17 protein-coding genes are annotated in these 21,089 nt (G+C 72.0%); 5 read left to right on the top strand and 12 right to left on the bottom strand.

Annotated elements, in window-relative coordinates:
- Positions 1-28 precede the first annotated feature (28 nt).
- The 7 genes from ABT299_RS26500 to ABT299_RS26530 all read right to left on the bottom strand — a co-directional run bounded on the left by ABT299_RS26500 (position 29) and on the right by ABT299_RS26530 (position 8,268).
- Positions 29-397, bottom strand: coding sequence for a UCP033725 family protein (locus ABT299_RS26500; protein ID WP_500252366.1), 369 nt, complete (start codon positions 395-397; stop codon positions 29-31).
- A complete protein-coding gene (locus ABT299_RS26505) occupies positions 394-2,637 on the bottom strand; it encodes an SseB family protein (RefSeq protein WP_500252367.1) in 2,244 nt (747 codons plus the stop codon). The genes ABT299_RS26500 and ABT299_RS26505 overlap by 4 nt, the downstream gene beginning before the upstream one ends.
- 62 nt (positions 2,638-2,699) lie before the next feature.
- Positions 2,700-4,586, bottom strand: a complete 1,887-nt coding sequence (locus ABT299_RS26510) for a TY-Chap domain-containing protein (protein WP_500252368.1) — start codon at positions 4,584-4,586, stop codon at positions 2,700-2,702.
- A 97-nt stretch (positions 4,587-4,683) separates the two neighbouring features.
- A complete protein-coding gene (locus ABT299_RS26515; RefSeq protein WP_500252399.1) occupies positions 4,684-6,234 on the bottom strand; it encodes a hypothetical protein in 1,551 nt (516 codons plus the stop codon).
- Positions 6,235-6,434: 200 nt separating this feature from the next.
- Complete coding sequence (locus tag ABT299_RS26520; protein ID WP_387029689.1) at positions 6,435-6,683, bottom strand: hypothetical protein; 249 nt, start codon at positions 6,681-6,683, stop codon at positions 6,435-6,437.
- 135 nt (positions 6,684-6,818) lie between these two features.
- A complete protein-coding gene (locus ABT299_RS26525; RefSeq protein WP_387029691.1) occupies positions 6,819-7,580 on the bottom strand; it encodes a cytochrome b/b6 domain-containing protein in 762 nt (253 codons plus the stop codon).
- Complete coding sequence (locus ABT299_RS26530; protein ID WP_206700019.1) at positions 7,567-8,268, bottom strand: molybdopterin-dependent oxidoreductase; 702 nt, start codon at positions 8,266-8,268, stop codon at positions 7,567-7,569. Before ABT299_RS26530 ends, ABT299_RS26525 begins: the two co-directional genes overlap by 14 nt.
- 189 nt (positions 8,269-8,457) lie before the next feature.
- Between ABT299_RS26530 and ABT299_RS26535 the strand changes: the two genes are divergently transcribed.
- From ABT299_RS26535 to ABT299_RS26545, 3 genes are all read left to right on the top strand, one after another.
- The gene (locus ABT299_RS26535; protein ID WP_387029693.1) at positions 8,458-9,039 is read left to right on the top strand and encodes an HhH-GPD-type base excision DNA repair protein; all 582 of its coding nucleotides are present in this window, start codon (positions 8,458-8,460) and stop codon (positions 9,037-9,039) included.
- Positions 9,040-9,441: 402 nt separating this feature from the next.
- Positions 9,442-11,577: a SpoIIE family protein phosphatase gene (locus ABT299_RS26540; protein ID WP_190858004.1), complete on the top strand. Its 2,136-nt coding sequence runs from the start codon at positions 9,442-9,444 to the stop codon at positions 11,575-11,577.
- A gap of 261 nt (positions 11,578-11,838) precedes the next feature.
- Positions 11,839-13,491, top strand: a complete 1,653-nt coding sequence (locus tag ABT299_RS26545) for an RNA polymerase sigma factor (protein WP_190858002.1) — start codon at positions 11,839-11,841, stop codon at positions 13,489-13,491.
- 84 nt (positions 13,492-13,575) lie between these two features.
- On the opposite strand, the gene ABT299_RS26550 is transcribed toward ABT299_RS26545, so the two are convergent.
- Positions 13,576-14,316 carry a YaaA family protein gene (locus ABT299_RS26550; RefSeq protein WP_500252369.1) on the bottom strand — a complete coding sequence of 247 codons (741 nt, stop codon included), beginning with the start codon at positions 14,314-14,316 and terminating at the stop codon, positions 13,576-13,578.
- A gap of 26 nt (positions 14,317-14,342) precedes the next feature.
- Here ABT299_RS26550 and ABT299_RS26555 point away from each other — a divergent pair, with 26 nt between their 5' ends.
- The gene (locus ABT299_RS26555; RefSeq protein ID WP_500252370.1) at positions 14,343-15,086 is read left to right on the top strand and encodes a GNAT family N-acetyltransferase; all 744 of its coding nucleotides are present in this window, start codon (positions 14,343-14,345) and stop codon (positions 15,084-15,086) included.
- 188 nt (positions 15,087-15,274) lie between these two features.
- Here ABT299_RS26555 and ABT299_RS26560 read toward each other — a convergent pair whose 3' ends face one another.
- The 3 genes from ABT299_RS26560 to ABT299_RS26570 all read right to left on the bottom strand — a co-directional run bounded on the left by ABT299_RS26560 (position 15,275) and on the right by ABT299_RS26570 (position 17,618).
- Positions 15,275-15,505 carry a DUF7455 domain-containing protein gene (locus ABT299_RS26560; RefSeq protein ID WP_347256757.1) on the bottom strand — a complete coding sequence of 77 codons (231 nt, stop codon included), beginning with the start codon at positions 15,503-15,505 and terminating at the stop codon, positions 15,275-15,277.
- Positions 15,506-15,645: 140 nt separating this feature from the next.
- Positions 15,646-16,719: an ABC transporter permease gene (locus tag ABT299_RS26565; RefSeq protein ID WP_387029702.1), complete on the bottom strand. Its 1,074-nt coding sequence runs from the start codon at positions 16,717-16,719 to the stop codon at positions 15,646-15,648.
- Positions 16,716-17,618: an ABC transporter ATP-binding protein gene (locus tag ABT299_RS26570; protein ID WP_190857996.1), complete on the bottom strand. Its 903-nt coding sequence runs from the start codon at positions 17,616-17,618 to the stop codon at positions 16,716-16,718. The genes ABT299_RS26565 and ABT299_RS26570 overlap by 4 nt, the downstream gene beginning before the upstream one ends.
- A 226-nt stretch (positions 17,619-17,844) precedes the next feature.
- Here ABT299_RS26570 and ABT299_RS26575 point away from each other — a divergent pair, with 226 nt between their 5' ends.
- Positions 17,845-19,935, top strand: coding sequence for a DNA gyrase/topoisomerase IV subunit B (locus ABT299_RS26575; protein ID WP_387029704.1), 2,091 nt, complete (start codon positions 17,845-17,847; stop codon positions 19,933-19,935).
- 108 nt (positions 19,936-20,043) lie between these two features.
- On the opposite strand, the gene ABT299_RS26580 is transcribed toward ABT299_RS26575, so the two are convergent.
- Complete coding sequence (locus ABT299_RS26580; protein WP_500252371.1) at positions 20,044-20,916, bottom strand: hypothetical protein; 873 nt, start codon at positions 20,914-20,916, stop codon at positions 20,044-20,046.
- Between the last annotated feature and the right edge of the window lie 173 nt (positions 20,917-21,089).

Below are 21,089 nucleotides of genomic sequence, written 5' to 3' on the forward strand. Positions count from 1 at the left end.
CGCCCGGCCGGCCGGGGCCGGGCTCGCCTCAGACCGACTCCTCGCGCACGTCCTCGACCTCGTGCTTGGAGGCCCATGCCTGGTAGACGCCGCGGTCGAACAGCTCCAGCCCGAGGCTCTCGGCCACCGGCGCCTTGCCGCCGGTGTACTCCACCCGCAGCCACCCCTGGTGCTCGCCGAGCACCACGAACGGTTCGCCGCGCCACGTGCAGTACGTGCTGACGTACCGGACGTCCTCGACCTCCGAGGCCGCCACCACCTGGACGAACCGGCCCGGGCTGATCTGCCGGAACCCGTCGGCGTGCTCGCTGACGTAGAGCCGCACCCGGTCGCCGTCCGGGCTGGCCTCGTAGTCGGTGCCGCGCCAGCGCGCGAAGAAGCCGTGCCGGACCCTCATCCCCGTCCTCCCGGGAGCCTGACGAGCCAGCGGCGCAGGTCGGCGTCGTACGCCGCGACCAGCGACTCCCGCCCGGCCGCGTCGAGCCGGTACAGCTCGGCGCCGTGCGGCAGCCGCTGGCTCTCGATCTTGAACTCGGGGACGGCGGGGCCGTCGCCCGGCGCGTACCCCGAGCCGGGGAACGGCGCCTTCTCGATCACCCAGCCGCCCGGGATGATCCCCATGCTCCACTCGTCGATGCCGCCCAGCGGCCGCCGGAACAGCGACGGCTTCACCGCGGGCCACCGGACCACGAAGATCTCCTCGTCGCCGGGGGCGAACGGCGACCCCTCGTACACGAGGCCGAGGCCGCGGATCAGGGCGGCGGGGGTGTTCAGCTCCGCCACGTCCTGGAGCCGGTGCACGTACCCGGCGACGAGGTCGTAACCGCCCTCCAGGTAGTGCTGCACATGTTCGCGGCGGAGGACCTTCTGCATGACCACGGTCTCGGACGCGGCGTCCAGGCGGTCGGCGTTCTCCGGAGCCGCGTCGCCGCTCGGGACGGTCTCGCGGGGAGCATCGCCCACCGGCAGGGGCACGTCCTGGGGCACCACAGTGGGACGCGTTGGTCCCGGTGGGTCCAGGGGGACCTGGTTCGGCGTCGTCTCGCGCGGGGCCACGGGCTCTACGCGGTCGAACGCCGGAGCCTGCGGCGGCGGGCTCTGGACGAGGGGTTCCTCGTGCGTGCGCGCGGGGGCGGCGGGCGGCTGGAACGGGGACGCGGTCGGCGCCTCCCCGGGCGGAACGGCGGCGCCTCTACGGCCGAGGTCCGACGGACGGGGAATGTCCCGCGCCGTTTGCTGCGGACCGGGGGGCGTTCCGGGCGCAGCCGGTGAGCCATGAGCCTGCGGGTTCGAGGGGACGCCTTGCGAACCGAAGGGCGCGGGCTGCGGGGTGGTGAGCCGGGCCGCCTGCGATCCGTGCGGGACGCTCTGCTCCTGCGACGCGGGCGCGGGCGCGGAGGTCGGGTGCGGGGCGCCGTGCAGCGGCGGAACAGGAAGCCCGTGAGGATCGGCCGGCGTCTCCCGCGCGGCCGCAGGCGCGGGCCGGGGCGAGGACTCGGGCTGCGGGGCCGCTCCAGGACGTTCGCGCCGGCGGGGGAGCGGGGGCAGGTCGGCGTCCGGCGGTGAGGGCGCCTGTGCGGCCGCGGGAACGCCCTGGGGTGCAGCGGGCTCGCTCTGCGTGCGAGCGGGCGCCTGCGGCGTTCTGGCGGCGGCCCGGGAGGCTCCCGCGTCCGGCTGCCGGCGCCGCCGCGCCGCCGTCCGGGACGTCCGCGACGCCCGGGACGATCGCCCGGCCACCCGGACGTCGGACGGGTCCGGGGGCGCCGGGCGGGCGCGCGGTTCCTCCGGGACGGGCTCGAACAGGGCGTTCGCGTCCAGGTACGAGGCGCTGGGCAGACCCGGGTCGATCGCGAGCTGCCAGTCCGGATGCGGCCAGTGCCGGGACAGCTCCGACAGCGTCGCCTCCCGGTGGTGGACGGCCTGCCCCTGCAGCGACCGGTCCATCGCCTCGGGCGAGGTGAACGCCAGCACGAACGTCCCGTCGCCGAACTGCGCCGTGGCGAACCGGTGCTCGGCGGTCGGGTCGCCGGACGCGGGCAGGTACAGGGTGGCGCGCGCCAGCAGCCGCAGGTACGCCTGCTGGTCGCCGCGCTCGCGCGCCTCGGCGAGCGCGATCTCCAGGGCGGTGCCGGACGGACGCTCCGCGCGCGGCGCGTCCTGCGCGGCGGGACGGCTCTCGGACTCGGGCACGGCCAGCGGGATGCCCAGGCCGGGAAGGGCCAGCGGCCCGCCCTCCGGCCCCGTCTTGCTGGCCTGATAGACGAGCCCTAGCGGGGAGTCGATCCGGTAGACGTCGCGGAAGGCGCCGACCATCTGGCCCGCGAGCATCGCGGCGCACTCCAGCAGTTCGGCGGGTGCGCGGTTGCCGCGCTCACGCCAGGTGTAGCGGTTCCACCAGTTCCGCCGGTCCTCGCCGTCGGGCGGCTCCCAGCCGAGGGTGGTGAGGCGCCGCTCCTGGCGGGGCGCGAGCGGGCGGGGCAGGAACGCGCTGCCGACCGCCTCGGCGTCCAGCCCGCCTTCGATCCGCATGGCCTGCACATACGGCAGTCCGCTGGGCCCCTGCACGATGAGGAACGACCTGACGGGGAGCCGTGACAGCTCGAGGGTCAGCCGTTTGTCGAAGTCGTTCCAGTCCACTCGGGGTCCACTCTCGCGTCCGGGGGTGGGATTGCCTTACCCGACGGTAGCCGAACGCTCCGTCACTCGGCCCGGGGAGCCGGGACGGCGTCGGTCCGCGCCGGGCTCCAGACGCCGCCGATGGCGTCGTAGACCGCGACGGGGGTCTCGTCGTCGTCTCCGGTGGAGCGCCACAGTCGGGTGCCGTGGGGCGGCTGCATCGGAATGCCTGCGGGCGGTTGCGGCACGGTGTGTTGCGCGATGGGCTGCTGCCCGGCCGCCCGGACGTCGGGCTGCCGCGCCTCAGGCAACTGCGTCTCGGGCTGTACCTGGGGCCGCACCTCGGGCTGCGGTGTTCCGACCTGCTGCGTCCCAGGGGGCGTCGCCGGAGGCTGCGGTACCTCGGGCTGCACTACCTCAGGCTGGATTGCTTCGGGCTGCACTGCCTCAGGCTGCGGTGCCTCAGGCTGCGGTGCCTCAGGCTGCACTGCTTCGGGCTGCGCTGCTCCAGGTTGCGGTGCGCTGGGCTGGTGCGCGTCGGGTTGCGGCGCGCCGGGCTGGTGCGTTTCGGCGGGCTGGTGCGTCTCGACAGGGTCGGCTTCGGCGGGCGTCCCATCCGTAGGGGCGCCCAGGGGAGCGGCCACGGACGGCTCGGGTGTGGGCTCCGGGGTCTCCGGCTTGGCCCTGCCCAGGTCAGGTGTACCGGCTTCCAGGGCCGCCCTCAGCTCCTCCGCCGTGTAAGGGTCTATCGCGGTACCGGAGTCGTCGTGGAAGTCGTCGGTTCTCGCCAGTCCGTTGACGCCGTGGATCCCGTTGAGGGAGGGCAGTCCGTTCTGCGCGGGCGAGCCGTTGACGCCCTGGGGCGGCCCAGGGACGCCGGGGAACCCGGGCACGCCCGAACCGTTGACCGCGGGTGAAGGGCCGCCCGCGACGGCGCCGGGCCCGGCCAGCGCGCCCGGATCGACCGTCCCGTACGGGTTGGGCGCCTCCGGCGCGGCCGTGGACGTCTCCCGCTGGGCGGCCTCCAGCCGGCCGAGCGCGGACGCGTCCAGCAGGACCTCGCTCGGCAGGCCGGGGTTGACGGCGAGCTGCCAGGACGGGTCCGGCCAACCGGCCGCGAGGAGCGCGAACGACGTGCGCCGGTAGAGCGGATGCTGGTCGCCGGTACGGGCGAGCGCGCCGGGGGACGTGTACAGCGTGACGTAGGTGCCGGTGCCGATCGTGATGGTCGGCAGTTCGGCGCGGTCGGGGTTCTCCACTGCGTGCGCCGTGGCGGGGAGCACCAGATCGGCGCCCGCCAGCAGGCTGAAGTAGGTGGCGTGGTCGCCGCGCTCCTTGGCCTCGGCCAGGCGCGGTTCGAGGAGGTCGGCGTCGGTGCCGGGGACCCCGGGCGGAGGCAGCGGCATGGGCGGGCCGGCGGGCGGCGGGCCGGGCGCCGGGGGCGCGCTCTCCGGCAAGGGCTCAGGCGGCGGGATCGCGGCCGACGAGCGGCGCTTGCTGACGCGCGACGGGTCGGCGGTCTCGATGCCGAAGTCGAGCAGCTCGATGAGGCCGTTGCCGTGCCGGTGGAACGACTCGTACACCAGGTCGGAGGGGCGCCGGACACCCTGGACGTCGCGCAGCGCGGTGACCATCACGTCGGCCAGCCGCGAGTAGTCGCCGCCGGCGACCGACCGCATCCCGCCGGGCGTGCCGGCCTCGGGCAGCTCGGTCCACCAGTTGCGGGGCGCGGGGTCGGCGGGCGGGCGCCAGCCCGCGTCGCTCATGACCTCCTCGTCGGCCGGCGTGAGCAGCAGCGGCCCGTCGAGGAAGTTGTTGCTGACCGCCTCGGCGTAGAGCCGGTCGGGCTCGCGCATCGCCTGGACGTAGTGCCGGCTCTCGTCGCGTTCGCGCACGATGAGGATGGTGTCCCGGTCGAGACCCGCCAGTTCACGGCCCAGCCGGCGGGCGAACTCGGACCACTCCAACAAGATCACTCCCTACGACCGGGGGCGGCCCCGGGCCCCCGCGAGACCATGCCCGGGATCCGATGATTGTCGCCGGGGAGCCCGCGCGCAAACCAGGAGTTCACTCGGGCGGAGGTTCGTGACGCAGCACACGCAGCGCCTCCCGGAGGGCGTCCGCGTCGTCGCCGCAGCGATCGAGGACGCCGATGAGTCTGTGCAGGATCTCGTGGCGTTCGTAGCCGATGTCGAGCAGTGCCTGCGCGGTCTCCCACAGCTGCGGCGGGTCGCCCCGCCACAGCCGGTCGGTGAGCCTCTCGTGCGCGTCGAGGTGCTCCTCGTCCGCGCCCGGGTGCTCGAACTCCAGGATCACGCGCCGGTCGTCGGGGTCGGAGGGGTCGAGCGTCGACAGGTCGATGGAGCCGTGCCGCCCGGAGCGCCGGTGGGTGCCGGACAGGAACGGCAGCGCGAACGCCCGTCGGGGGAGCGCCTCCAGCTCCCCGTCCGGGAGGAGGCGGGCGACGAGGTCCCGGTCGAGGCCGAAGGCGGACGGGTCGCGGTACGCCTCGGCGAACTTCGCCGTGGCGTCCCACACCGCGTCCAGCGTCGCCCTGACGCCCTCCTCGGGGAGCCCGGTGCGCTTGCCGGCCCAGCGCACCCAGGCGGCCAGCACGTGCGGTACGGCCTCCTGCTCGGCGGGGGACAGGAGCACCTTGCGCGGCAGCCAGTCGAGCAGGAACATCTCGCATTTGATCGGGCTGACCCGTAGCGGCCGCCCGAAATCGTACGTGCAGCCGTAGGCGATGATGCGGTCCACGCAGCGGCTGGCGGCCGACAGGTCCGAGAGCCCTTCCGCCTCGTCCGACGCGAGGAACCGCGCGGCGATCGTGGCGCGGCGGTCGCGCCCGTACACCGGAGGCTGCGGCAGGCGCCCTCCCGGCGGGAGGATCCCTATGCGCGCGCGCACGAAGGCGTGGTACGAGCCGAAGTTGTCGTTCACCGGCGGGTCGGCCGTGTCGTTGGTGAGGGCGAGGGCGCTCTGCAGGAGGGCCTTGGTGTCGCGCGGGTCCAGTTGCTCGAACCGCATCAGGGCGTTGTCGCGGCCCTCGCGGCGGCAGTGGTCGAGGAGCTTGTCGACCTGGGACGACACCCATGCGTCCCGGACCATCCCGGAGGCCGGGGGGCGCGCGGCGCGCAACGCGGGCGGCGCCGCCGAGGGGAACGGGGCGTCGGCGTACTGGACGGCCCCGGCCTTGTTCCGGTCCACCAGGACGACCAGGGCGTGCCGCTCGGCTCCCCCGTAGGTATAGGTGCAGACGATGGAGTCCTGGTCGCCGTACACGTCGCGCGACACGAAGCACTCGTCCGGCGTGACCATGCCGACGCGGTCGGCCCATCCGGGGCGGGCGACGCCCCGCTCCATCAGCTCCAGCGCGGCGCGCTCGGCCTTGGCGGCCTGCCGCGGAGTGCCGAGGTAGGCCATCCCGGTGAGCAGCGCCAGCGCCGCCGGGGTCGCGGCGCGCGCCGCGTGGTCCACGAGCGCCTCGCCGATGACCACCTCGACGTCTCCGGCGGACACCCGGTGCCCCCACCACGACCCGAGGATCTCGCTGACGATCAGCTCCGCGTCCAGCGGGCTGCGCACGGCCAGCAGTTCGCGGGCGTGCCGCAGCATCCCGTCGAAGATCTCGGAGACCTCGCCGGGCGGTGCCGTGCCGTCCCGCGCCGGATCTCCGGACGGGGAGCGGCGGCTGCGAGGACTCACGGGCCCAGTTTCTCAGATCCCGCGGTGTCGCGTGTGCGTAAGGCGCGGGACCGGCGGGCGGGTTCGGGCGTGCGAGTGGCGGGGGTTCGGGCGCGGGACGGCCGGGTGGCTCAGCCGTCGACCCCGGTCCCCTGGGTGCGTCCTGAGGGCGGCTCGGATTTCAGCATGCCGACGAGGTGTTCGCGCGCCATGCGCTCCACGCGCGCGGGCGTCGGTTCGAGCCCCAGGTGGGCCATGCACGCCTGGACGTCGGCGACGCACTGGTGCACCGCGTCCGAGGAGAAGTGCGAGAACTCGCCGGTGAGCCGCCGCGTGAGCGCGTCGCGGGTCTCGCTCCGGTGATCGGCCAGTGCAGGCATCTGCGTACACCTCCGCGCACAGGGTTCCGGCGGGCGGGGACGCCGCCGGCGAGACGAAGCGCGGGGGGTTCCCGTTTCGGGGCGTCCGCCCGAACCTCGCCTCGATGTCTCATTCCAGCGCGTTCACCGGGAGAGTCAAGACATACCGGGCCGTCGTTTCGTAAATTCCGGATGACCTTCTCCGCACGCGCCGGCGGCCGCCTCCTCGGACCCTCCGCCGGATGGGCTGTCCGGTGTCCGGGCTGCGGTCCGTTGGACGGCGTCCACCCAGCCCGGGTGGTGCCGTGCGGCCCAGCCGCGGTCGACCCGGCCGGTGAGCATCCCGCCGAGCGCCCCCGGGTCGCGGAGCGCCTCCCAGAGGTGCCCGACCACGACGATGAGGATGATGACGAAGAGCCAGTCGTGCACGAAGGTGGCGCCGGTGCGCCAGCGGTCCGGCCACGGCCCGGGGAACGTCAGCACCTCGCCGGTGCCGAGCATGACGAGGATCGCGCCCGCCGTGAACGCCGCGTTCAGCTTCTGCCCGGCGTTGAACTTGCCCACGGGCAGGATGCCCCTGCCCCGCCGTACCGCTCTGCGGTCGCCGCGCTTGAGCCACTCCCAGTCATGTGGGGCGAACCTGTTGAGGTGCTGTAGGTCGGCCCTGAAGGCCCTGGAGGCGAGCCCTAGGACGATGGGGACGGGCAGCGCGAAACCGCACCACACGTGGACGGTCTTGACCAGCTCGCGGTGCCCCACCAGCGTGGACAGCACGGGCAGGTAGAGCATCCCCGCCGTGGCCAGGCACACCAGCATCAGCAGCGCGGTCACATGGTGGATCGACCGTTCGGCCCGCGTGAACCGGAGCAGCCTGGTGGACCCCGCCGGTTCGGGCCGGACCGCGTCATGTGGGTGCATCGTCACGTCCGTTCGACCGGCCGACCCAGGCGTCCACGTCGTAGCCGAGATCCTCCCAGTAGCCCTGCTTGACCTTGTCGGTGAGCTCGATGCCGCCGAGCCACTTCAGGGACTTGTAGCCGTACATGGGGGCGACATAGAGCCGGGTGGGTCCGCCGTGGTCGTGGGAGACCGGCTTCCCGTCCATCTGGGTCGCGACCATGACGTCACGGCGCCGCGCCTGGTCCAGCGTCAGCGATTCGGTGTAGACGCCGTCGAACGACGTGAATCTGACGGCTCTTGCCTGCGGGGACACCCCCACCGCGTCCAGGATGTCGGGGAGGGCGACGCCCGCCCAGCGGACGTTCGGCACCCGCCACCCGGTCACGCACTGGAAATCCTTGTCGAGCATGGTCTGCGGCAGGCGCGCCAGGTCGGCCATGGTGAACGCCTGGGGCTTGTCCACCAGCCCGCCTACGGTCACCCGGTGGGTGGCGATGCTGTGCCGCTTCACGCCTCCGGTGACGGAGTAATAGCGGAAGCCTCCGGCGGCCGGAAGAACGTCCTGGATGCCGCCTACGGGCGCCAGGGCGCGGTTCACCTTCTGTTGTAGGGATGCACCTACGGCGACTCCAGCGGCGCCAAGGCCGAGCATCCCGAGCACGACCCGCCGTCCTACGGGGGTGCCCTCTGCCGGATCCTCGTTCACGCCTCCATTCGAGCACCGTGACCTGCGGGCCGCCAGGCTTCCGGCGGTGCTCGTAAGACTTCCGACAGATTCGCCTCGCCATGCCATGATCGTTGCCGCGCCGCGATCGCTGCCCGTGACGGACCGTGATCCGCGGCGGGTTCCCGCGCCCGGCCGACCCGCCCTTGGAGGCGGTCCTAAGCTGGCCCCATGGCCACGAAGGTTCAACTAGCGCAGCGCCCCGAGGCGGACGAACTGCTGGGCCGCAGCCCGCTCGCCGCATTGGTCGGGATGCTGCTCGACCAGCAGATCCCGATGGAATGGGCGTTCTCGGGCCCTTACACGATCGCCCAGCGGCTCGGAACGGACGACCTCGACGCGCACGAGATCGCCGCCTGCGATCCGGAGCGGTTCGCCGCGCTGCTGTCGGAGAAGCCGGCCGTGCACCGCTACCCCGGCTCGATGGCCAAGAGGGTGCAGCAGTTGTGCCAGTACCTCGTGGAGAACTACGACGGGGACGCCGAGAACGTGTGGAAGGACGCGGGCAGCGGCAAGGAGCTGTTCAAGCGCCTGAACGGGCTGCCCGGCTTCGGCAAGCAGAAGGCGCAGATCTTCCTGGCGCTGCTGGGCAAGCAGTACGGCGTCCGGCCGGAGGGCTGGCGGGAGGCGGCCGGCGCGTACGGCGAGGAGGGCTCGCACCGGTCGGTCGCCGACATCACCGGCCCGGAGTCGCTGGCGAAGGTCCGTGCCTTCAAGCAGGAGATGAAGGCGGCCGCCAAGGCCGGAAAGTAGGGCCTCGGGGTAAGAAGGCACCGATCCCTAAAATAGTCTTTACCGTGTTTTAGTAGACCAAATCGGACGGAAGCCGTGCGGGGCGGTCCCGGGCCGGAACTCGCCGAACCGGCGCGGTTGGCCGCCCATGAAGCTCCGGGCGCCGTAACATCGCCTACTCGGCCCTCCCCATGGGCCGCCACCGGCGGCCGATGGAGAAGGCGTCCGAATCCCGCGTCATCGCACGGAAGCGCAGACAACGTTGTCCATCAGGGCTTCCGTACGCGGCGAACCATCGGGATGATGAATACCTGACTCCGACGGTGTTGTGATGGAGGCGGGAGCGCTAGCCTGCTCCCATTCACTCATAGTGATGAAAACTTGCCGCGCGGTACGGGACCCTCTGGGGCGGAGGTGTTGTCCATGAGCACCGAGACGTCCGTTCCCCAACCCCGCGTCTCAGGGGTGGAGGGGCAGCCCATGGATGCGTCCGACTCCGCGCTGTACGCGACCCTTCTGAAGGAAGCCCCTGGCGGGCTGGCGTTCTTCGACGGCGACCTGTGCTGCCGGAGGGCCAACGACGCGCTCGCGGACCTGCTCCGCGTGCCCGTCCGCGACCTGCAGCAGCGGCGTCCCGCGGAGGTGCTGCCCGAGGCGCTGGCGAGCGCGTTCGAGTCGGCGCTGCGCACCGTGCTTGCCGAGGACCGCCCGCTGAGCGACCTCGACCTCGTCGTCCCCGCCGCGCCGTCCGGACGGGCCGACGACTCCGGGACGGTCGCCACGGCGACCGAGGAGCGCATCCTGGCCTGCACGTGGCTGCCCGCCCGCGGACCCGGCGGCGAGCGCCTCGGCGCCGTCCTGACCGCCCTGGACGTGACCGAGCGGCGCCGCGCCGAGGAGGTCATCCGGCGCAAGGAGCAGCGCTACCGCTCGCTCGTGGAGGCCAGCGCCCAGGTCGTGTGGGTGGCCGCGCCCGACGGCGCCGTGATCGACGACGCGCCGGAATGGCGCGCGATCACCGGCCAGGCGCCCGACGACTACGCCGCCGGCGGCTGGATGGCCGTGGTGCACCCGGAGGACCGCCCGCGCATCGAGGCGGCGTGGCGCGAGTGCGTCGCGGAGAACCAGGTCTTCGAGACCAACTACCGGATCCGCACCAAGAGCGGCACGTACCGGCACTTCGACGTGCGGGCCGTGCCGATCCGGCAGGGCGACGCGGTCATCGAGTGGGTCGGCGCCAACACCGACGTCACCGGCCAGCGCGAGGCCGAGGAGATGCGCGGCCGGCTGACCGAGCAGCTGTCGGCCGCGGCGCTGCGCACCGCGCGGCTCCAGCAGGCCACCTCCATGCTCGCCGAGGCCCTGACCGTCTCCCAGGTCGTCCAGGTCATCACCGAGGTCGGACGGTCCGCCATCGGCGCCGACTACTCGGCCGTGGCGCTGCTGGACGACGACAAGCTGCGGCTGAGCATCGTGGCCCCGTCCCAGCCCGGCGCCGAGGCCGAGGGGCGGCCGCCCGCCCGCGACGACATCAAGGTCGCCGACCAGACCGTCATGTCGGTGGCGGTGCGCGAGAGCCGGCCGTTCCTCGCCGAGCATCCCGACAGCCTCCGCCTCCAGCTTGGCCGTGACGAGAAGGAGCTGTTCGCCCAGCACCCCGAGGAGCGCGCCTGGGTCGGACTGCCGCTGCTGGCGGCGGGCGCCCCGATCGGCGCGCTGCGCTTCTCCTTCACCCGCCCCAGGGAGATCACCGAGGAGGAGCGGGTCTTCCTGGAGGCCCTCGCCGGGCAGTGCGCCCTGGCGGTGGAGCGCGCGCTGCTGTTCGAGCGCGAGCACAGGACCGCCGAAGAGCTCCAGCGCAGCCTGCTGCCCAGCGACCTTCCCCAGCTCCCCGGCATGGTGCTGGCGGCCCGGTACAACCCGGCCACCCGCCATGTCCAGGTCGGCGGCGACTGGTACGACGTGTTCCGCCTCCCCGACGACCGGCTCGCGGTCGCGGTGGGCGACGTCATGGGCAAGGGCGTGCTCGCCGCGGCCGGAATGGGACGCGTCCGCAACGCGTTGCGCGCGCTCGCGCTGAACGACCCGCGGCCCGCCGCGGTGCTCGCCGGCCTCGACCGGCTGTTCAGCGCCACCGAGGACGAGGAGCAGTTCACCACGGTCGCCTACGCGGTCATCGACCCGGAGACCGGACGCGGTGCCTTCAGCAACGCCGGGCACCCGCCACCCCTGCTGATCTCCCCTGACGCCCCCGCGCGCGTGAGCACGCGGGAGCCCGGCACGCCGCTCGGCTGGCCGAGCCAGCGGCAGCAGACAAGTTTTTCCATCGAGACCGGCAACACTGTGGTCTTCTATTCCGATGGACTTGTGGAGAACCGTAGGCGTGGGGTGGACGCCGGGCTCGAGGAACTCGTGGCCACGGCCGCGGACGCCCCACCTGAAGTGGTAGGAGATCCCGAAAGACTCGTCGACTTCCTGGTCGATCGGATGCTTGCCGGGTACGAGCAGGTAGACGATGTGACCGTGCTTGCGCTGCACGTCCCGCCCAAGTCCAGGTGAAACCGGGGTGAAGCCCGCCGGAGACGGAGAGAAGTCGGTCCCGTCCGTACGAAGGACCGTCCGGCGCCCTCTAAGGTGGAGTGTTACCGGGTAGGACATCAGGGTGGAATGCGCAGCAGTGCCAGAATGCTTGACCCAGTCAGAGCGGGTACGCTGCGGTCCCGCACCGGAGGTCCGCCGTGTGTGGTCCCACCCAGTGTGAGGCCGGGCCCGTCAGGGCACTTGGGTCAACCAAGCCACACGTTCGTTCGAGAGGTATTTGTGTCGCCTGCTAGCTCGACCTCGAAAGCGTCAGATCTGCACGATCACGTCATCGCGCAACTGATCGAGCGTGGACGGTCCCAGGGTTACCTCGAAGCCGACGACGTACGCCGTACGTTCGAGGAGGCCGACATCCCCGTGTCGAAGGCCTCCAGCATTCTGCGGAGCCTCAGCAAGGAGGGTGTGACCGTCGTGGTGAGCGCTGCCGATTCCGCGGCGCCCAAGCGTTCGCGCAAGCGCGCGGCGCCGCCGGCGCGTAGGCCCAGGACCGCTGCTGCCGCGAAGGAGCAGCCCGACACGGTGACCGCGGTCGTCGCCGACGACGCGGCGCCCGAGGAGCCCGCGCCGCGCCGGGAGGCCCCGCGGCCCGCGGCGCCCAAGCCCGCCCCGCCGAAGTCGGCCAAGGCCAAGCCGAAGAAGGCCGCGCCCGCCAAGAAGGCCGCCGCGGAGCCCGCCGCCAAGGCGGCCGCCCCGGCCAAGAAGGCCGCCGACGACCCCGAGCTCGAGGACGACGTCGACGTCGACCTCGACGAGGACCTGAACGACCTCGAGGTCGACCTCGAAGAGGACGCGCCCGAGGTCGAGGAGGCGCCGGAGAGCGACGAGGAGGAGGCCCCGGCCGTCTCCGCGGAGAAGGCTCCGGCCGGCAAGAAGCCCGGCGACACTCCCACCGAGGAGGAGGGCTTCACCCTCGGCGACGACGACGAGGACGCGCCCGCCCAGCAGATCGCCGCGGCCGGCGCCACCGCCGACCCGGTCAAGGACTACCTCAAGCAGATCGGCAAGGTCCCGCTGCTCAACGCCGAGCAGGAGGTCGAGCTCGCCAAGCGGATCGAGGCCGGCCTGTTCGCCGAGGAGCGGCTCGCCGCCGACGGCCCCGCGCTGTCGGAGGAGGACCTCGAGGACTTCGAGTGGATCGCCGAGGACGGCCGCCGCGCCAAGAACCACCTGCTGGAGGCCAACCTCCGGCTGGTGGTCTCGCTGGCCAAGCGCTACACCGGGCGCGGCATGCTGTTCCTGGACCTGATCCAGGAGGGCAACCTCGGCCTGATCCGCGCGGTCGAGAAGTTCGACTACACCAAGGGCTACAAGTTCTCCACGTACGCCACCTGGTGGATCCGGCAGGCGATCACCCGCGCGATGGCCGACCAGGCCCGCACCATCCGCATCCCGGTGCACATGGTCGAGGTCATCAACAAGCTGGCCCGCGTGCAGCGCCAGATGCTCCAGGACCTGGGCCGCGAGCCCACCCCGGAGGAGCTGGCCAAGGAGCTCGACATGACCCCGGAGAAGGTCGTCGAGGTGCAGAAGTACGGCCGCGAGCCGATCTCGCTGCACACCCCGCTCGGTGAGGACGGCGACAGCGAGTTCGGCGACCTGATCGAGGACTCCGAGGCGATCGTCCCGGCCGACGCGGTCAGCTTCACGCTGCTGCAGGAGCAGCTCCACTCGGTGCTCGACACGCTCAGCGAGCGTGAGGCGGGCGTGGTGTCGATGCGGTTCGGGCTGACCGACGGCCAGCCGAAGACGCTGGACGAGATCGGCAAGGTGTACGGGGTGACCCGGGAGCGCATCCGGCAGATCGAGTCCAAGACGATGTCGAAGCTGCGCCACCCGTCCCGCTCGCAGGTGCTGCGGGACTACCTCGACTGACACATTTTCCTTACTCGAAGGCCCCCGTCCAGCGGACGGGGGCCTTCGAGTACGTGCCGTGGCCGGGCCCTCCGCGGGGCCTCGTCAGGACGTGAGGATCACGTCGAGGTAGGTGCCGTTGAGCTCGACGGTGTATCCGAGGTCGGCGACGGTCTTCAGCAGTTCCTCGGGCGTGGCGGGGTCGGCCCCGGCGTCCAGCAGGTCATGGGCGATCGCCCCGCGGGTCGCCTTCGCCATGTGGCTGACGACCGTCCGCTTGGGGACTCCGCCGGTGACCGTCTCGCGGAACACGCGGACCGCCACGGCCGGCATAGGGGCCTTCCACGCCGCCGCGTACGGCCCGGAGCGCATGTCGACGATCAGCCCGGACGGCCGGAGGGCCTTCGTCATCGCCGGCTTCCAGAACGTCCCCAGACGGCCGAGGGGCGGGAGCGAGACCGACATGGACAACCGGTACGGCGGGACGCGGTCGGTGAGCCGCAGGGCGCCCCACAGGCCCGAGAAGACCACGACGCGCTCGGCGGCGGCCTCCGGGTCCAGGCTCGGCAGGCCGAGGTTGTCGTAGAGGACGCCGGTGTAGAGCCGTGCCACGGGCAGCGCGGGCGCCTCCTTCAGCGCCTTGTTGCGCGCGAGGGCCTCGTCGACCTGGCCCGCCGGCAGGCCGAGCGTCTCGGGCGCGTCCCTGCGGCGGCACGCCCTGGTCAGGGCGGTGATGACCCGCTTGCGCGCCGCGGTGAGCTCCGGGAAGCTCAGCGAGGCCAGGTCGAGGGGCGGGCCGTCGCCCTCGATAGCCTTCTTCTCCGACGGCGGCAGCAGGATGTGCACGATCCCCCCGAAAGCGGTGCTCTTCGATGACTCGGTGCGCGGCGGTCCCCGGGCCGCGGGACCTGGACGGACTCGTGGCCGCGGCGTGGCCGGCGCGGTCCGTCCAGGATATTGGCGGGTGGCTGCTGCGCCACGCCGACGGTGTCACCAAGCGCGCCAACTCCGTCCTGCCCCTGGACGCTCCCCGCGACCTGGACGCCGCGCTCGCGCGCGCGGAGCTCTTCTATGGGGAGCGTGGGCTGCCGACGGTGTTCTCGCTGAGTGAGAGGGCGCGGCCGGAGGGGCTCGACGCGGTCCTGGAGGCGCGGGGCTACGAGGTGGTCGACCCCACGCTCGGCATGGCGGCCGATCTCGCGGGCCCGTACGAGCGGGACGGCGTGGAGATCGCGGACGAGCCGTCCCCCGGCTGGCTGGACGTGTGGTGGTCCGTGGACGGCCGGTACGACCACCAGCTGCCCGTCGCGACGGAGATCCTCACCGGCGTGCCGGCCGGGTACGCGTCCCTGGACGGCGTCGCCGTCGGACGGGGCGTGCCGCAGGGGGAGTGGCTCGGGATCTACGCGATGGCGGTGGCGCCGGAGGCGCGCCGGCGCGGGCTGGGACGGCGCGTCCTGCGCGCGCTGCTCGGCTGGGGCCGGGAGCAGGGGTGCGAGCGGGCGTACCTGGTGGTGGTCGAGCGGAACGCCGCGGCGCGCGCGATGTACGCGGCCGAGGGGTTCGCCGAATCCGGCGGATACCACTATCGCGTGAAGACGATCAGCGGCGGCTGAGAAAACGGCGAACGCGTGGCGGCGCGTCACCCGGGCGCGTGAAAGTTCGATACGCAGAGTGAGGAATTGATCACTCTGCGAATCCATTTCGCGATGCCCCGTGATGGGGGCCGATGGGGGTGGCGACTGAAATGCGAACGGCGGCCACCGTCTCCGGTGGCCGCCGCAGCGAGCGTGCTATTCGATCCCTACCGCTCATCTTCCGTAGCGGTAGCCGGGGTTTCGGTCAGCCTGTCGGTCTCATCCTGTATGTCGGCCCCGTTGGCGCGCAGGGCCTCCGCGTACTTACGCCCGTGGTGGGCGCAGAACAGAAGGTCGCCGCCGCCTACAAGGACCGCACGGACGTAGGCCTGGGCGCCGCAGCGGTCGCACCGGTCGGCGACGGTCAGCGGCTTGGTCGGGGCAAGGGCTCCAGTCACGGCACCTTCCTCATGCTCGGGGTCGGTACTTAGGACAACATCTAACCCGACGTGGACGTTCCCAACCTGTTTCTTCGTACGCCCACAGCGGAATGGCTCGATTAGTGACCGAGGTCACACCGTCCCGCCATGGTGGAATGTCACGCGCTGTCCCAGCGGAAGAGGCGCATGGCGACGAGCCCGCCCACCACCGCGAATCCGAGCAGGATTCCCATCTGCGGCAGCGCGGACATCGGCCCCAGTCCGCGGCCCATCACGTTCAGCATCCCGGTGTTCAGGTACCGCAGCGGGAAGATGTACGCCAGCGTCCGCATCCACGTGGGCGAGGCGTCCAGCGGGAAGAACGAGCCGCCCAGGAACGCCATCGGCAGCACCACCAGCTGCGTCACGGCCTGCGCCGTCTCCTGCGTCTTCGCCCAGGCGCCGATCACCATCCCGATCGCCAGGAAGGCCAGCACCCCCGACATCACCATCGGGACGGCCATCCACCAGTAGTGGCCGAGCTTCAGGCCGAAGAACGGCAGCTGCGCTACCGCCACGAACAGGGCGAACTGCACCAGCGCGACGGCCAGGCTCACGGCCACGCGCGCGGCGAACACCGTGGGGATCGGCGCCGGGGACAGCTGGAGGCGGCGCAGGATGCCCTTCGTGCGCCACGTCACGAGCGTCTGGGAGGCCCCGAACACGCCCGCCGACGCCAGCGCCCAGCCGAGCAGGCTCGGGGTGAAGAACTGGATCGCCTTCAGCGAATCGTCCTCCACCTGCTGCGAGGCCACCTGGTAGGCGGGCGGCTTGCCGGTCGCTGCCTGGTTCGCGCCCTGGACGATCGAGTTCATCAGGCCCTGCACGGTCCCGGACTTCACCTGGTCGGCCGCCGAGTAGTGCACGACCAGCCGGTTCCCCTGCTGCTCCACCGCCGCGTCCGCGTCGCCCTTGGTGACCTTGTGCAGCGCGTCGTGCCGGTCGGAGGTCCTGGTCAGCTTCATGGTCTTGCCCAGGTCGGCCGACTTGTCCGCCATCGCCTGGTCCAGGATCGGCACCCGGCCGATCTCCTGCACCTTGACCTTGGAGGTGCTCTGGTGGCCGAACACGCCACCGAAGATCACCAGGAACATCAGCGGGAACAGCACGGTGAAGAACAGCGCGCCGCGGTCCCGCCGGAAGCCCAGGAACATCGCCCGGGACAGGCTCTTGAAACTCTCGAGTGTGCTCACGCCCTGTACTCCCGTCCGGTGAGCTCCAGAAAGACGTCCTCGAGGGTCGCGCCGCGGATCTGCACCCCGTCCAGCGCGTCCTTCGCGGCCATGGCGGCCACCACCGCCGAGGGGTCCCGGGTGGAGATGATCAGCGAGACGCCGTCGTCCTCGACGTCGTCGGCGCCCGGCAGCGCGCGGGCGTCCGCCGCGTCCAGCAGGCCGCTGGCGATGCTGATCCGGGCCGGCGCGTCGAGGCCGCGCACCAGCACCGCGGGCGGGCCGAGCCTCAGGATCCGGCCCGCGTCCATGATCGCGACGCGGTCGCAGAGCGCCTCCGCCTCGTCCATGTAGTGGGTGGTGAGGACGATGGTGCGGCCCTCGGTGTTGATGGCGCTCAGCACGTCCCAGAGGTTGCGCCGGGCCTGCGGGTCCAGCGCGGCGGTCGGCTCGTCGAGGAAGACCAGCTCCGGGTCGTGCACGAGCGCGCAGGCGATCGACAGCCGCTGCGCCTGCCCGCCCGACAGCTTCTCCACCCGCACGTCCGCCTTGTCGGCGAGGCCCACGGTCTCCAGCATCGCGTCGGCCTTCTTCGCCGGGACGCCGTAGAGCGACCCGAACGTCTGGAGCTGCTCGCGCGCGGTGAGCCGCTCGAAGAACGACGACGCCTGCAGCTGCACGCCGATCCGGGGCAGCAGCCGGGGGTTGCGCGGCCACGGCGGGAGCCCGAGGACGGAGACCGCCCCCTCGTCGGCCTCGCGGAGCCCCTCGACGATCTCCAGGGTCGTCGTCTTGCCGGCCCCGTTGGGCCCGAGGATCCCGAAGAACTCGCCCTCGGCGACGGAGAAGGTCACCCCGTCGACCGCGTTGACGTCCCCGTAGCGCTTGCGGAGCCCGCTGACCTCGATCGTTTCTGCCATGACCAGGACATTAGGGAAATCACGCGACCCCGTGCACCCACCTAGAGGTGGACGTTGCGGTACTCCACCCTGGGTTGGGCGGGAAACGCCCGGACGGCGCGGCGGCGCCCGCGGGCTCGGTGCCGCGGAGGTGCCCGGACGCCCGCGGCGGCGAGCCTTTCGAACGTTTGTCGGTGCTCGGGGGTACCCTCGTGCCGAATGTCCTACCCCCGAGGAGCACACGCAGTTGACCGCCGCGACCGCCGAAGCGATGACCGATGACCCGCACGGCTACTCCGCCCGGCACCTCTCGGTGCTGGAGGGGCTGGAGGCCGTGCGGAAGCGACCCGGAATGTACATCGGGTCGACCGACAGCCGTGGCCTGGCGCACTGCCTGTGGGAGATCGTCGACAACAGTGTCGACGAGGCCCTGGCCGGGTACTGCACGCACATCAGCGTGACGCTGCACGCCGACGGGTCGTTCGAGGTGGGCGACAACGGCCGGGGCATCCCGGTCGACCTGGAGCCGAAGACGGGCCTGCCCGGCGTGGAGCTGGTGATGACCCGGCTGCACGCGGGCGGCAAGTTCGGCGGGGTGTCCTACACCGCCTCCGGCGGCCTGCACGGCGTCGGCGCCTCCGTGGTGAACGCGCTGTCGGCCCGGATGGACGTCGAGGTCGACCGCGAGGGCCACACCCACGCGATCAGCTTCCGGCGCGGGCTGCCGGGCGAGTTCGCCGACGAGGGCCGCCCGAACGCCCGGTTCAAGAAGAAGTCGGGCCTGCGGCAGATCCGCAAGGTCGCCAGGAAGGTCACGGGCTGCCGCGTCCGGTTCTGGCCCGACATGCAGATCTTCCTCGCGGACGCGACGGTCGAGCAGTCCCTCGTCCTGGACCGGATGCGCCAGACCGCCTTCCTCATCCCGGGCCTCACCATCGACGTCCGCGACGAGCGCGGCGAGGAGGTCGTCGAGGAGACGTTCCGCTTCGACGGCGGCATCAGCGAGTACTGCACCTACCTGGCCAAGGACGCCGCCCTCATCGAGGTGCTGCGGCTGCAGGGCCGCGGGCACTTCACCGAGACCGTCCCGGTGCTGGACGAGCAGGGCCACCTGACCCCCACGGACGTCGAGCGCGACCTGGAGGTCGACGTCGCGCTGCGCTGGGGCACCGGCTACGACACGACCACCCGGTCGTTCGTGAACGTGATCGCCACCCCGAAGGGCGGCACCCACGTGCGCGGGTTCGACCGGGCGGTGCTCAAGGTCGTCAACGAGCAGCTGCGCGCGACGAAGCTGCTGAAGAACGGCGACGAGGACGTCATCAAGGAGGACGTCCTGGAGGGCCTGACCGCCGTGGTGACGGTCCGGCTGCCCGAGCCGCAGTTCGAGGGGCAGACCAAGGAGATCCTCGGCACCTCGGCGGCCACCCGGATCGTCTCGCAGGTGGTCACCCGGGAGCTGAAGGCGGTCTTCGAGAACCCGCCGCGCGGCCAGAAGCAGCCGCTGCGCGCCGTGCTGGAGAAGGTCGCGGGGGCGGCCAAGACCCGGATCGCGGCCCGCACGCAGCGCGACAACCAGCGCCGCAAGAACGCGCTGGAGAACTCGGCGCTGCCGGCGAAGCTGGTCGACTGCCGCAACGCCGACGACCGCAGCGAGCTGTTCATCGTCGAGGGCGACTCGGCGCTCGGCACCGCGAAGCTGGCCCGCAACTCCGAGTTCCAGGCGCTGCTGCCGATCCGGGGCAAGATCCTCAACGTGCAGAAGGCGTCCGTCGCGGACATGCTGAAGAACGCCGAGTGCGCGGCGATCATCCAGGTGATCGGGGCCGGGTCGGGCCGCACGTTCGACCTCGACGCCGCCCGCTACGGGCGGATCATCCTGATGGCGGACGCCGACGTCGACGGCTCGCACATCCGCACCCTGCTGCTGACGCTGCTGTTCCGCTACATGCGGCCGATGCTGGAGGCGGGGCGGGTGTTCACGGCGGTCCCGCCGCTGCACCGGATCGAGCTGGTCAAGCCCAAGAAGGGCCAGGACAAGTACGTCTACTGCTACAGCGACGGCGAGCTGACCCGCAAGCTGGTGGAGTTCGAGCGCAAGGGGCAGCGCTGGAAGGAGCCCGTCCAGCGCTACAAGGGCCTCGGCGAGATGGACGCCGACCAGCTGGCCGAGACGACGATGGACCCGCGCCACCGGATCCTGCGCCGGATCCGGGTGGAGGACGCCGACGCGGCGGCGAAGATCTTCGATCTGCTGATGGGCAGCGACGTGGCGCCGCGCCGGGAGTTCATCACGGCCGGCGCGTCCGAGCTGGACACCGAGCGCATCGACATGTAGCCGGGCCACCGGGGGTGGTGCGGGTGCCACCCCCGGCCGGGTCACGCGGTGCCGCGCCGGTGCGGGGCCGGGGCCGTCAGGTCGTGCACGGCCCCGGGGAGGGGCGCGTCAGCCCTTGATGTGCAGGTTGCGCAGCTGCTGGATCGGGTCCTGCGCCGCCTTGCGCCGCACGGCGGCCGAGGGCCACGGGGCGTACGGCGCGAGGGCGAGGTAGGTGTCGAACGACGCGGCGTTGTTGCCCGCCGCCGAGGGCAGCCCGGCCTTCCAGTCGATCACCGGCCCGAACAGCCCGCAGCCGTCCGTCTTCGGCACGGCGAAGGCGTTGTCGGCGGCCAGGGTGTGCAGGATCGGCGGGTGGTGGAACGAGTCGGCGGGGTCGCCCTCGTCGACCACGCTGATCTGGCCGAGGTCGACGCCGAGGTTCAGCTTGACCGGGTCCTTCTTGGAGCCGATCGTGCAGCCCTTCCCGACCGCGTCGTTGATGATCTTGATCTTCATCTCCAGGCCCGCGTTCGGCAGGTTGAAGGTGAAGCCGCCGGTGTACTTCGGCTGCACCTGCACCTTGTTGAACGGCAGGTCGTCGAGGCCGGGCACGGTGAGGCCGAGGAGGCCGAGCACGCCGCCGGGGACGGTCATCGGCTTGCCGGTCAGCGTGACGCTGGTGAACTCCGAGTTGGACGAGGCGTCGGCCTGCACCGACTGGACGGTGATCCGCATCGGCTGGGTGATGGTCTGGCTGATCCCGCCGAGCTTCATGGAGCCGCCGGTCACCACCATCTGCATGCACAGGCCGAGCGTCGGGTCGATGCCGGCGGGCAGCGGCGGGCAGTCCTTGGCGAAGTCGAACGCCGGGACGCCGGGGGCCTGCGCCTTGGTGGCCGTCGCGGGGGCCTGGGGGGACGCCTGGGCCGGTGCGGCGACCGCGCCGAGCGCCAGGGTGAGGGGCGCCGCCACGGCGGCGGCGCGGAGGAGGGATTTCACGGGTTCTGGACGCGCCTTTCGGTGGAGATGCGCGGACGGCGTTGGAGCGATCCACGCGCGGTTGGTACCCGATTCAAAAACGCGAACGTTTCTCGAATCAAGATCGCACACCTGACCGGATTCGGCCAGCTCGCACTGGCGGTGTCCGAGTGGTGAGCCGCCGCTCACGGAGG

Source organism: Spirillospora sp. NPDC000708, assembly GCF_040299565.1.
Taxonomy (GTDB): domain Bacteria; phylum Actinomycetota; class Actinomycetes; order Streptosporangiales; family Streptosporangiaceae; genus Spirillospora.